The sequence below is a fragment of the Clostridium budayi genome, assembly GCF_055396605.1.
The window spans coordinates 2,706,130-2,720,000 of sequence record NZ_AP042456.1 but is presented as its reverse complement, the minus strand read 5'-3'; the positions used below and the strand labels follow the sequence as shown (position 1 = coordinate 2,720,000).

Annotated in this window: 10 protein-coding genes, 1 tRNA gene and 1 rRNA gene (1 of these 12 running past the window's edge); 10 read left to right on the top strand and 2 right to left on the bottom strand. The window is 31.0% G+C overall.

The window, feature by feature from the left end; translation table 11 throughout:
* From ACZ5TJ_RS13085 to ACZ5TJ_RS13045, 9 genes are all read left to right on the top strand, one after another.
* Window positions 1–1,727 (top strand): 23S ribosomal RNA (locus ACZ5TJ_RS13085); it begins 1,183 nt to the left of the window's first position.
* Window positions 1,728–1,793: 66 nt separating this feature from the next.
* Window positions 1,794–1,868 (top strand) — tRNA-Asn (locus ACZ5TJ_RS13080).
* A gap of 146 nt (window positions 1,869–2,014) precedes the next feature.
* On the top strand, window positions 2,015–3,022 hold the full coding sequence (locus ACZ5TJ_RS13075) for a polysaccharide deacetylase family protein (protein WP_464200337.1): 1,008 nt from the start codon (window positions 2,015–2,017) through the stop codon (window positions 3,020–3,022).
* A gap of 101 nt (window positions 3,023–3,123) precedes the next feature.
* On the top strand, window positions 3,124–3,807 hold the full coding sequence (locus ACZ5TJ_RS13070) for a response regulator transcription factor (protein ID WP_055208811.1): 684 nt from the start codon (window positions 3,124–3,126) through the stop codon (window positions 3,805–3,807).
* 3 nt (window positions 3,808–3,810) lie between these two features.
* A complete protein-coding gene (locus ACZ5TJ_RS13065; protein ID WP_464200336.1) occupies window positions 3,811–5,220 on the top strand; it encodes a sensor histidine kinase in 1,410 nt (469 codons plus the stop codon).
* Window positions 5,210–6,682 (top strand): hypothetical protein, encoded by a 1,473-nt coding sequence (locus ACZ5TJ_RS13060; RefSeq protein WP_464200335.1) that lies wholly within the window; start codon window positions 5,210–5,212, stop codon window positions 6,680–6,682. Before ACZ5TJ_RS13065 ends, ACZ5TJ_RS13060 begins: the two co-directional genes overlap by 11 nt.
* A gap of 11 nt (window positions 6,683–6,693) precedes the next feature.
* Complete coding sequence (locus tag ACZ5TJ_RS13055; RefSeq protein WP_464200334.1) at window positions 6,694–8,076, top strand: TldD/PmbA family protein; 1,383 nt, start codon at window positions 6,694–6,696, stop codon at window positions 8,074–8,076.
* A gap of 11 nt (window positions 8,077–8,087) precedes the next feature.
* Entirely contained in the window at window positions 8,088–9,431 is a 1,344-nt protein-coding gene (locus ACZ5TJ_RS13050) for a TldD/PmbA family protein (RefSeq protein WP_464200333.1), read from the top strand.
* A 149-nt stretch (window positions 9,432–9,580) separates the two neighbouring features.
* A complete protein-coding gene (locus ACZ5TJ_RS13045; protein ID WP_464200332.1) occupies window positions 9,581–10,195 on the top strand; it encodes a DedA family protein in 615 nt (204 codons plus the stop codon).
* Between the two features lie 54 nt (window positions 10,196–10,249).
* Here the strand turns inward: ACZ5TJ_RS13045 and ACZ5TJ_RS13040 are convergent, their stop codons facing one another.
* The gene (locus tag ACZ5TJ_RS13040; RefSeq protein WP_464200330.1) at window positions 10,250–12,112 is read right to left on the bottom strand and encodes an LTA synthase family protein; all 1,863 of its coding nucleotides are present in this window, start codon (window positions 12,110–12,112) and stop codon (window positions 10,250–10,252) included.
* A 246-nt stretch (window positions 12,113–12,358) separates the two neighbouring features.
* On the opposite strand from ACZ5TJ_RS13040, the gene ACZ5TJ_RS13035 reads away from it, so the two are divergent.
* A complete protein-coding gene (locus ACZ5TJ_RS13035) occupies window positions 12,359–13,321 on the top strand; it encodes an NAD(P)/FAD-dependent oxidoreductase (protein ID WP_464200328.1) in 963 nt (320 codons plus the stop codon).
* Here ACZ5TJ_RS13035 and ACZ5TJ_RS13030 read toward each other — a convergent pair.
* A complete protein-coding gene (locus tag ACZ5TJ_RS13030; protein WP_464200326.1) occupies window positions 13,289–13,864 on the bottom strand; it encodes a GDSL-type esterase/lipase family protein in 576 nt (191 codons plus the stop codon). The two genes, ACZ5TJ_RS13035 and ACZ5TJ_RS13030, sit on opposite strands and share 33 nt — an antisense overlap.
* Window positions 13,865–13,871: the final 7 nt, after the last annotated feature.

Here is a 13,871-nt window from a genome sequence, read left to right as displayed (position 1 = left end):
ACTTACCACCGAAGCTACGGGTTCACACATTAGTGTGAGCGGTAGAGGAGCGTTGTAATCGGGCTGAAGTCGTACCGTAAGGAGCGGTGGACTGATTACAAGTGAGAATGTTGGCATCAGTAGCGAGATGTAGGTGAGAATCCTACAGGCCGAATATCTAAGGTTTCCTCAGGAAGGTTCGTCCGCTGAGGGTTAGTCGGGACCTAAGCCGAGGCCGAAAGGCGTAGGTGATGGACAATCGGTTGATATTCCGATACCACTACAATCGTTATTATCGATGGTGTGACGGAGAAGGATAGGATGTGCTAACTATTGGATGTTAGTCTAAGCGTTTAGGGAGTTAGAGTAGGCAAATCCGCTTTAACAATCCTGAGGCGTGATGGGGAAGGTTCCACGGAACCGAAGTATCTGATTCCATGCTTCCAAGAAAAGCATCTAGAGAGAGAAGTAGTGCCCGTACCGCAAACCGACACAGGTAGATGAGGAGAGAATCCTAAGGCCGGCGGAAGAATTGCAGTTAAGGAACTAGGCAAATTGACCCCGTAACTTCGGGAGAAGGGGTGCCTACGAGAGTAGGTCGCAGAGAATAGGCCCAAGCAACTGTTTAGCAAAAACACAGGTCTCTGCTAAAGCGAAAGCTGATGTATAGGGGCTGACGCCTGCCCGGTGCTGGAAGGTTAAGGGGAACACTTAGCGTAAGCGAAGGTGTGAACTTAAGCCCCAGTAAACGGCGGCCGTAACTATAACGGTCCTAAGGTAGCGAAATTCCTTGTCAGGTAAGTTCTGACCCGCACGAATGGCGTAATGACTTGGGCACTGTCTCAACTGCAAATCCGGCGAAGTTGTAGTGCGAGTGAAGATGCTCGCTACCCGCGATTGGACGGAAAGACCCCGTAGAGCTTTACTGTAGCTTAGCATTGAATTTCGGTATTATCTGTACAGGATAGGTGGGAGACTGGGAAATTAGGACGTCAGTCCTAATGGAGTCGTCCTTGGGATACCACCCTGATATTACTGGAATTCTAACTGGACGCCATGAATCTGGTGACAGGACATTGTTAGGTGGGCAGTTTGACTGGGGCGGTCGCCTCCTAAAAAGTAACGGAGGCGCCCAAAGGTTCCCTCAGAACGGTCGGAAATCGTTCGTAGAGTGCAAAGGCAGAAGGGAGCCTGACTGCGACACCCACAAGTGGAGCAGGGACGAAAGTCGGGCTTAGTGATCCGGTGGTACCTCGTGGGAGGGCCATCGCTCAACGGATAAAAGCTACCTCGGGGATAACAGGCTGATCTCCCCCAAGAGTTCACATCGACGGGGAGGTTTGGCACCTCGATGTCGGCTCGTCGCATCCTGGGGCTGAAGTAGGTCCCAAGGGTTGGGCTGTTCGCCCATTAAAGCGGCACGCGAGCTGGGTTCAGAACGTCGTGAGACAGTTCGGTCCCTATCCGTCGCGGGCGTAGGAAATTTGAGAGGAGCTGTCCTTAGTACGAGAGGACCGGGATGGACTGACCTCTGGTGTACCAGTTGTTCTGCCAAGAGCATAGCTGGGTAGCTAAGTCGGGAAGGGATAAACGCTGAAAGCATCTAAGCGTGAAGCCCACCTCAAGATGAGATTTCCCATAGCATAAGCTAGTAAGACCCCTTGAAGAACACAAGGTTGATAGGTCAGAGGTGTAAGCATGGTAACATGTTCAGCTGACTGATACTAATAGGTCGAGGGCTTGACCAATAAAAACAGACGATCAACAAAAATTCATATGCAATTTTCAGAGAACATAAAATCTGAATAAAATATTCCGCGATAGCTCAATGGTGGAGCATTCGGCTGTTAACCGACAGGTTGGAGGTTCGAGTCCTCTTCGCGGAGCCATTTTTTTTATAAGCTAATAATAGCTTATTTTTTTTTGCGTTAAGAAATTATTACTCTTTTGTAATAAATATTAAGCTATTTGTAATACCAAAAATTTATAAATATATTATTATATAGATATAGACTTAATAGGAGGATAGGCGATAATGAAAAATAAAAAGGGGAAAGTACATAATTACAATATGAATGTTAGAAGAAATTTTGAAAGACAACAAAAGGGTCGCAGAAAAAAAGTTGTTGCATTAGTTGGACTAGTTATAGTTTTAATAATTGGGGGATTTGGAATTTATTCTGCGGTATCATCAAATGGAGAAAATAAAGAAGCTACAGCTTCTCAAAGTTCTTCTTCTCAAAAACCTGGACAAGCTGAAAATAATAATAATTCTGTTAACACTGAAGCAAGTAAATTAGATAATTCAGGATACATACCACTTAAAGATGATAAAAATGCAGATGATGCTAAAGTAGTTGCAGAACGTTTATCAGGTCTTTTAAAAGGAAAATTACATTATCCTGTTAGAGATGATGGGAAAAAGGTTGTCTATTTAACTTTTGATGATGGACCATCAACAACTAATACACCAGAAGTATTAGATATATTAAAAAAATATGATGTTAAAGCAACATTCTTTGTTATGGGAAAAAGTCTTGCAGATCATCCAGGTGCAAAAGAATTATTAAAGAGAGAAGCAAGAGAAGGACATGCTATAGCAAATCATAGTTATAGTCACAAATACGAATATTTATATCCAAATAGAGTTATAAATATTAATAATTTTATGGAAGAGTACAATAAAACAAATGATTTAATGAAAGAAATATTAGGAAAAGATTTCTCAACAAGAACTGTTAGATTTCCAGGTGGATATTGGTCTTGGAATGGTAGAGAGAATGCTAGACCAGTTCTTGATAAGAATGGAATAGAAATAGTTGAATGGAATGCGTTAAATGGAGATGCAGAAGGTTCAGGAAAGAGCACGCCAGAACAGTTAGTTGCAAAAACTAAGAAAACTGTTGAAGCTTTAGGACCAAATGCAGACAATGTTGTTTTCTTAATGCATGATACTTATAATAAAGAAAATACAGTAAAAGCATTACCACAAATAATTGAATACTTTAAGAGCAAAGGATTTGAATTTAGAACAATGAAATAATATTTCTATTATTAATAATTAAAATTATGGATTATAATATAAAGAAGAAGCTTAATATTTAAGCTTCTTTTTTAGAATGAATAAAGAGAGGTGTTATAGTTTTGGCTAAAATATTATTAGTAGAAGATGAAGTTAGTATAAGAGGTTTCTTAAAAATAAACTTAGCGAGAAATGATTTTGAGATAATAGAAGCAAGCAATGGTGAAGATGGTATAAGTAAGGCTATGGTTGAAAAGCCTGATGTAGCTATATTAGATGTTATGTTACCTGGAATAGATGGATTTCAAGTATGTAATAAATTAAGAAGCGAATTTCCTAATATGGGTATTATAATGCTCACAGCAAAAGGGCAAGATATGGACAAAATAATGGGATTAGAATATGGAGCAGATGATTATATAGTTAAACCATTTAATCCATTAGAAGTAGTACTTAGAATAAAAGCATTACTTAGAAGATTAGAAAATAATACAGAAAACAAATTAAATGAATTAGTAAATGGACCATTTGTTATAAATTTATATTCACAAAAAATAACTAAAAATAATGTAGAAATTGAATTAACCCCTAAAGAATATTTAATAATGAAGACATTTATAGAAAATCCTAATAAGGCTTTTTCAAGAGATGAGCTTTTAAATAAAGTATGGGGATACAATTATTTTGGGGATCCTAAAATAATTGATGTAAATATTAGAAGACTTAGATCTAAAATAGAGGAAAATGCCTCAACACCACAATTTATTGAAACAGTATGGGGTATTGGATATAGATGGAAAGGTTAGAATATGAAAAGTATAAAGACTAGGATAATAAGAAACTTTATAACAGTAATTCTTTCAACAATAATTATATTAGACGTATTATTAATAGCCTTTGTAAGGCAATATTATTATGATAATACTCAAACTATATTAACTAATCAAATAGACTTAGCAAATAATTTTTATAATAGATATTATTCAACATCATCATTAGTATGGAATGTTTATGATAATGTTGATGCATTTTGGAATCAAACGACAGCACAAGTTCAAATATTTGATGATAAGGGAAAGCTACTTATGGACTCAATAGCTGCTAGTGAAGTATCATTAGATAACAATATAGAAATAAAAAAAGCATTAAAAGGTGAGTCAAGTACTTGGGTTGGGAAGGTCTCTTATTCGGATTACAAAGTAATGGCTGTAACTAAACCTTTAGAAGTTAATGGAAAGATAGTTGGTGTAATTAGATTTATTACATCACTTAAGACTATCGATGAATCAATTAGGTCCATAACAACATTTTTCATAGGAATATCTATAGGAGTTTTAGTTATAGGTGTTATATTAAGTTTACTTATGGCAAAGAAAATAGTTAATCCTATTTTAAAGCTTAAAGATACAGCTGAAAAAATGGCAAATGGTGATTTAAATCAAAGAAGTAATTTTACAACTAAAGACGAAATCGGTCAGCTTGCAGATACTTTAGATTATATGGCAGAAGAACTTGCAGAGAGAGAACAGATGAAAAACGATTTTATATCATCTATATCTCATGAATTAAGAACACCTCTTACAGCTATAAAAGGATGGGTTATTACATTAAATGATGAGAATACTGATAGAGAAACATTAAAGTTAGGTTTTAATATAATCGAAAAAGAAACAGATAGATTATCAAATATGGTGGAAGAATTATTAGATTTCTCAAGACTTATAAATAATAAGATAACTTTAAATAAAGTAAGAATGAGTGTAGACAAATTCTCAGACTATATAGAACTTTATATGACACCAAGAGCTGAAAGAGAAAATATAAACTTCTATGTTTATAATAATACAAAGAATTGTGTTGTTTTAATGGATTTAGATAGAATGAAACAAGTTTTAATTAATGTCTTAGATAATTCATTTAAATTTACTAGTGAACAGGGAAATATAGATGTTACTTTTAATGAGACAGAAAAAGATTTAATAATAAACATAAAAGATAATGGATGTGGGATACATGAAGATGAACTAGAAAGGGTTAAAGAAAAATTCTATAAAGGAAGCAATGCAAACTCTAATGCGGGAATTGGTCTTTCAATTGCAGACGAAATAGTAAGGCTTCATGGAGGAGAATTAAAAGTAAAAAGTACAGTAAATGTTGGAACTGAAATAATAATTAATATTCCTAAATCAAAGGGGTTGAAACAAATAGATGAGAAGTAAGATAGTGATATTTATATTTATGATTATTACCTTATTTTCTCTTACTGGTTGCGGAGGTTCTGATACTAACGAGATTATTGAAATAAAATCACCAACAAATAATCATTTAGCAATAGAGGGAAAATGGGAAATAACAGATTATAAAGTGCTAGATAAAAATATTTATCCAGCAAAAGATTTAAAGAATTTAAAAGGTAAAGTTATTGATATAGGAGAAAAAAATATAAACATAGATGGAAAAGCTTATAATAAAGTATCCTATAAATTAAAGGTTGCAGAATCTGATTACTATATATCATATCAATCAGACTTTAAAATAAAAGATCTAAATTTAGATAAAGATGAGGTCAATGTTATTGTAGCAAGTGATAAAGATAATGCTGTATTAGATTTTTTTAATATAAGTGATAGTAAAAGCTATGTCTATTATCAAGGTGTGTTTTTAACAGTTAAGAAAGTTGGAAGTGTAGATGAGGATACATTTATACAAAGTAAATATATTGAATCAAAAGACAATAATGCTATAAAAAGTGAAGATAAAGGTGTTTATATAGGTTTAAAGCAGCCTAGAAAATTACAAGAAGATGGAACATATTCAGATGAAAAGTATAGAACACTATGGGTTAGTTATAAAGATAATAAGTATCAAGATATTGAAACTGCAAATGGTATAATATTCCCAAGGATGAGTGGAATATGGACTCTTCAAAAAAAGGTTAAAACAGATAAAGGTAAGCACCAGGAATATTTTGTAGCAAATACTATAGATAGAAAAACAAAAGAAGAGGCTGTGAATATAAAAAGTGATAGCAATATATATAGAAATATTAATTTCATAGGAAACAATTATATTGCAACTGAAGTATACGAAGGTAATAATTTTAAAAATAATTTTCCGCAATATGAAGTGTTACCAGTTGATAATTTGTATGTAGAAAAAGGTTTAGTAATTCAAGATATATACCCTAAAGATGTTAATTCAATATATAAAAGTGATTACGAGAGAGTATATTCTAACTTTACAAATGCTCAAAAACAAAGTCATAAAAGATATATAGATTATAGTAATTTTACATTAAAACGAGAAACAGGTAAGTGGATACTACAAGGAAAAATTTCACCACTTAATAAGAATAATAGATCATATGATTATACGTTATCTATAAAACCAAATGATAACTTAGTTAAATATGATGCATTAATGATACCTTGGAGTACACTTAGAAATGAAATACCATTTATAAAAGATGCATATACATCTCCAGATGGTAGAATGCTTATTGTTATTTTAGAAGATGAGCTTTTAGTCTATGAAATAAATGGAACTAATATTTCCGAGAAGCCAGTAGAAAGAATTAAATTAAAAGATGGTGAACAAGTAATAATGGCTGAATGGTGCGAGAGAGATTATGTTGATCTTTGGGATGTATTTTTTAAAGAGTTTCAAAAGGAAGTTAATTAAGGAGTGATTAAATGTTATCAAAAGATGTTATAGGTAAAGTCTTATCTAAATGTATGATTACAGGAGGAGACTTTGCAGAAATATATGAAGAAGATTCAATAAGTAATTCAATAGGAATTTTAGATAATAAAGTTGAAAATGCCTTAGGTGGAAGAAGTTATGGGGTTGGTATTAGAATTTTTAAAGGGCTTAAGAGTGTATATGCATATACAAATAATAATTCATTAGAAAGTCTTTTAGACACTGCATATAAAGCTGCATTAGCACTTGGTTCATTAAAAGAAGAAAAAGAGATATTTTTAAATGATAAAATAATAGTTCCAAATAATCATACTATACAATACTACCCAGCGGACATAGAGTATAGTAAAAAAATTGGAGTAATGAAAAATGCATATAAAAGTGCAAAAGAATATAGTAGTGATATAACAAAAGTAAGTGTTAGCTACAGTGATAAAGATCAGAAGATATTAATTGCTAATACTGATGGACTTATAGTTCAAGATAGAAGAGTTAGAACAAGACTTGGTATAAGTGCTGTTGCATCAAAAGATGGAGAAAATCAAATGGGATTTGAAGGCCCAGGACGTTCAATGGGATTTGAAATGTTTAATGAAATTGACCCAGCATTTTATGGATTAGAAGCTGCAAAAACAGCAGTTACTATGCTACATGCTAAAGAATGTCCTGCAGGTAGAATGCCAGTTATAATTGATAATGGCTTTGGTGGAGTATTATTCCATGAAGCTTGTGGTCATTCATTAGAAGCAACAGCTGTTGCAAAAGGTAATTCAGAATTTGCAGATAAAATTGGTCAGCAAATAGCATCAACTAAAGTTACTGCAATTGATGATGGAACTATTAAAAATGCATGGGGTTCTATTAACATAGATGATGAGGGAACTAAATCAGCTAAAAATGTATTAATTGAAAATGGTATTCTTAAAGGATATATGATTGATAAATTAAATGGTAGAAGAATGGGTATGAAGCCTACAGGAAGTGCTAGAAGACAAAGTTATAAATTTGCTCCAACTTCTAGAATGACAAACACATATATAGCAGCTGGTACTGATAAGAGCGAAGATATAATAAAATCAGTACAAGATGGATTATATGCTAAAAAACTTGGTGGTGGCTCTGTAAATCCAGTAACAGGTGAATTTAATTTCGCAGTTGCAGAAGGATATTTAGTTAAAAATGGAGTGATTGTAGAGCCAGTAAGAGGGGCTAGCCTTATAGGAAAAGGTAGCGAAATTTTAATGGATATAGATATGGTTTCAGATAATTTAAGCCAAGCACAAGGAATGTGTGGTTCATCTTCAGGTAGTATTCCAGTTAATGTTGGTCAGCCAATGATTAGAGTTAAAGAAATGACTGTAGGTGGAAGATAGGAGGAAATATAATGGAATTTAAAGAGTTTAAAGATAAGTTATTTGAAGAAGCTTATAAAAAAGGCTTAAAAGAATTCGAAATATATTATTCAGATAAAGAAAGTTTAAGTATAAATATATATAAAGAAGAAGTAGAAAAATATAACTTAACAAAATCTTCAGGTGTATCTTTTAGGGCAATGGTTGATGGAAAGATGGGTTATTCATATACAGAGATAATTGATGAATATTCAATACCAATGTTAATCAATAATGTAATACAATCAGCTAAATCAATAGAAGATGATGATATACAATTTATATATGAAGGAGATAAAGACTACGAATATGTAAATAATTATCATAAAGAACTTGAAAATATAGATCCACAACAGTTAATAAATTTAGCATTAAATATGGAAAAGGAATGTAAAGTAATTTCTGACAAAGTTACTAACTTTATAGGCTGTGGAATAAGCTATGTAAATGTAAAGTATGGAATTATAAATTCAAAAGGATTAGACCTTAGTGATAAATCAAATCTTTTAACAGCATATGTTGTACCTGTTCTTGATATAGAAGGTAAAAAGTATGATGGATTTGGTTATGGAGTAGCTAAAAAGGTGACTGATATAGTTCCACATAAAATTGCGAAGCAAGCTATAGATGAAGCACTGGAGAAGGTAGGAAGTAAAATAGCACCTTCTAATAAATATAAGACAATTATAAGAAATGAAGCTATGGTATCATTACTTCAAGCTTTCTGGTCAGTATTTGATGGTGATTCAGCGCAAAAGGGTATATCACTTTTAAAAGATAAAGAAGGAGAAATGATTGCATCTTCTAAAGTAACAATTATAGATAATCCTCTTTTAGAAGATGGATTAGCATCAGTTGCTTTTGATGATGAAGGAGTTAAGACATTCAAAAAAGAATTAGTTAAAGATGGAGAACTTAAGACATTACTTCATAATTTAAAAACAGCTAATAAAGCTAATATTAAATCAACAGGAAGTGGATTTAAGGCTTCATATGCATCACCAGTTGCAGTTGGTCCTACAAACTTCTATATAGAAAAAGGAAATAAAGAATTAAATGATCTTATAGAAGAGGTTAAAGAAGGAGTTATCATAACTGAATTTTCAGGACTTCATGCAGGAGCTAACTCAATAACTGGAGATTTCTCATTAGCTGCAAAAGGCTTTATGATAGAAGATGGTAAGAAGTCATACCCAATTGAGCAAATAACCGTTGCAGGAAACTTCTTTACTCTTTTAAAGGATATAGAAGACGTATGTACAGATATTAAATTCCCAATGAGTAGTTTTGGTTCACCATCTGTATTAGTAAAAGAGTTATCAGTAGCAGGTAAATAAAATATTTATAATATATATGAGAACTTTAATGTGTTTTGAAGTTCTCATTTCTTTTTGTTTGTATTAATAAATTTATAATAACTAAATGGTATAATATAAAAACTAAAAGGTATAATATTAAAAAATAACACGTAAAAGAAGGTTTTTATATGAATATGGTAGATATAATATTTCATATAGCTATAAGTATTACCGATAAATTTGGATATATAGGAATATTGTTAGTTATGTTATTAGATTATTCTTGTATTCCAATTCCAACAGAAGTAATAATACCACTTATAGGATGTGGAGTTTCTGATGGAGAGTATGGATTTTTATATGCAATTCTCTTTGCATCAATTGGAGGTACAATAGGAGCTTTAATTAGTTATACAATTGGAAGCTATGGAGGAAATATAGTTATAAAATGGATAGAAGGAAAATTTAAAGCAAGTAAAAAAGGTTTTGATGTTTTGCATAAATTATTTGATAAGTATGGAAGGGCAGCAGTATTTTTAGGAAGAATATTACCACTAACACGTATATATGTATCCTTCTTTGCAGGAGCTGAAAGAATTAATAAAATTCAATATACTATTTTTTCAGCAATTGGAATTTTTTTATGGACAACTGCAATGGTAACAGTAGGTTTTTATGTTGGAGATAATATTGAGTTAATATCTTATTTTATAACAAAATACTCAATTATTATTACAATAATTGTAGCTATAGGAATAACTATATTCATTATATTAAAAAAGAGAAAGAACAAGGCTATTTAAATTGCCTCATTCTTTCTCTTTTATTATAGGCTTTAATATCTAATTACATATTATTTAGTTTTTACTCATATTGAAGTAATCTGCACGAATCATTTTATCAGACATTTCAAGAGTTCCTTCAATAAGTTTCTTATCTTTATCTGAAAGAGCCTTTAAGTCTCCAACAAGTCTTCCATTAGTAAGAATAGCGTAATTTCTATTAGTATTTAGAAGATTTCTACCTAAAGCAGTATTTTCATATTCTTTTGATGGAACACCAAGAGAATATAATAATGTTGGCATAATGTCAATTTGACCACCTACTGTTTCGAAAGTTTTACCTATATCAGTGTTTTTATTATACATTATAAGAGGTATTCTAGGATTTCCGTTATCTGAATACCAATCTTCTTTCTTAGATAAACTATCTATAGAATGTTGATAGTATTTATGAACACCAGTATGGTCACCTTCAATTGCTATTAGAGTATTATCTAATAGGTGAGCTTTATCAAGAAGCTCTAGGAAATATCCTATTTGAGCATCTGTGTAATGAATACTTTGGAAGTATCCTCCAAGTTCACTATTGTCTAATTCAGGATCAAGCTTAAGCTTTCTCATATCCTTTGGTAGGTCAAATGGACCATGGCTTGTTAATGTTACATTAAATGAATAGAATGGTTGCTTTAATTTTTCAAGCATAGGAACAACTTGTTTAAAGTATGTTCTATCACTTAATCCCATTCCAACTATCTCATCAGGATTAAATGAGTGGAAGTCAGTAAATGTTTGGAATCCGATTCCAGTTAACCCTTGTTTATAGTTCCAGAATGATCCTTTATCAGGATGTATTGCAATTGTACTATATCCGTTATGCTCTAAAATTAATGGCATTGAGTTATAAGCTCTATTTGGATATCTAAAGAATGTTGATCCTCTTCTTAATGGTAGCATTGATGTATTTACCATTAAATCTGAATCAGAGCTTGTACCTTCATTAACTTGTTCATAGATATTAGGGAAATAAATACCTTTCTTTATTAAGCTATCTAGAACTGGAGTTATTTTTTGTCCATTAATCTCATGACCAATAAGGAAGCTCTCAAGAGATTCAACTTGTATTACTATAAGGTTCTTACCTTTAAATTCACCAAAATATTTATTATTAGATAAGTTTTCGTTTTTAAACTTATAGTAATCATTTATTTGAGTTTTGTCTTCTGAAGTTAATTCATAAGGCTTAGAATCCTTAATTACATTTATTATGTCCATTATATGATATCCAGTTGATGAGAAGTATTGAACTGTATTAGTTGGATCATAGTTCTCAAATAGATATGCATTTTTTACATCTTTGTTATGTAATACGTAAATATTAAATGGTACATAAGCAATAAAAATTATTGGAATTATAAATGTTAATAAGAATGTTTTAATAGCTCTTCTTTGAACCTTAACATATGATTTTCTTGTAAAGAAAACATAAACCCCCATAATTACAAAGTCTAGTAAAAATAATATATCATATGGACTAAACATTGACATTATGCTACCTGAAAGATTATCAAGATTCGCAGTTTGAGTTAAAATAAGTACTGAAGGGACCGTTAAAAATCCTCTAAAGTAAGTTATATCTGTTAAAATTAATGCTGTTATTAAAGCATCAATTATAAATAGATAAATAACTCTTCCTCTTCCTTTAAAAAGTAATGCGAAACTTAAAAAAACTAGTGCAAATGCGTAATAATAATCTAAGAAATATCTAGCACTAGCAAATCCAGATGAAAGGTTTAATTGATAAGGATTAGTATTTGTTACGAAACATTGAAATAATATTCCTTTAAACACTATTGAAAATAGAGGAATTAAAAACAATATAATCCTGAAAACGGTATCTTTGTCTAAACGATTTTTTAGACTTACTAAGAAATTTTTCATAAGTTCCCCCCTAAGTAATATAAATAATCAATTTAAATTATAGTATATACACTTTAAAATCGCAACAAATAGGGGGTGGAAAGTATGGATAGTGTTATAATATATAGGTAAATAAAGAAAAGATAGAAAAATACATTTTCAATAATTAAAACAATTGATAAAATTAAGTAATATAACTTTTTAAATAAATGGAAAGCACATAAAAGTTATAGTTCCAAAATCATAGGGTAAGGGAGTGCATAAATAATGAAAAAATACGATTTAGTAGTTGTTGGTGGTGGAATAGCAGGTATGACAGCTATTTTAGAAGCATTAAAAAATGGAATAACTAATGTACTTTTAATAGAAAGAGAAGAGGAACTTGGGGGAATAATTAATCAATGCATTCATAACGGATTTGGGAGAGCATACTTAGAAGAAGAGATTACAGGACCTGAGTTTATTGAATTTATTAAAATAAGATTATCAAAATATGAGTTTGATATTAAAAATAAAACTAATGTACTTAAAATTTCAGAAGATAAAGTAATAACTTATGTTAATGAAAAAGAAGGAATAAAAGATATAAAAGCAGGATGTATAATATTAGCTACAGGATGTCGAGAGAGATATACTGGAAATATATCTATTCCAACAAGTAAGTATACTGGAATATTTACAATAGGTAATGCTCATAGATTTATAAATCTTGAAGGAATATTACCTGGAAAAAATCCAGTAATAGTAGCAAATAATAAGTGGGCTTTAATTTTAGCTAGAAGATTAGAAATTGAAGGTGGAAAAGTTGAAGCACTTGTTGTAAATGAAGAAAGTGGATTTGTACTTAATAAAGAATGTAGAGAAATAATAGAAGATTTTGATATAAACGTTATAGAGAGAGGAAAAATATTAGAACTTCAAGGAAGCAAGAGAGTAAATAACGTTAAATTATTAGATGTTGAAACAGATGAGATAAAAAATATAAAATGTGACTCTGTATTTTTATCAGTAGGTTATTATCCAGAGCTTGGGATAGTTAAAGAATTGAACTTAGAACTTAATGAAGTAGATAATACTTTAAATCTTAAAGAGTATGAAACTTCAGTAGACGGAATATTTGCATGTGGTAACGTAATATATGGAAATTCATGTATGGATTTTGAGGATGTAGATGGAACTGATGCAGGTAAATTTGCATCAAAATACATCCAAAATAGAATTAATTATTAAATTATTTCCTTTTTTATTTAAATGTATACCATCTAAGAATATCTTTTCATTTATATGATTTTTAGTTAACTTATAAAGATCAACATATTTGAAAGGATATTTTTTATTAAGTGAAATAATTTTCTCTCTTAATATAGGAAGACCTTCGTCACATTGTTTATAATGTTCTGATTCCATAAATAACTTTTCAGCCATATCTTTTATAATTATAGGGGGAATACCGACTATTATATTAGCTCCGCATTCTAAACCTTCTTTAATTAAGAGACTAATGTTACCTATAATATAATCAACATTTCTACCACTTAATAAATCATTTGTTCCACCCATAATAAATATAGTTTTAGGATTATTACTAATTACATCTTTATAATATCGTGTTAGCATAGAAGAAGTAGTATCACCATTTATTCCTTTATTTAAAACAGTATAATCTTTTAAAGCTTCTTTTAATTTATAGCTCCAAGATTCTTTTTTAGGAACACCATATCCAAAAGTTAAGCTATCACCTAATAAAACAATGCAGTTTTCTTTTGAATCCATTAAAACA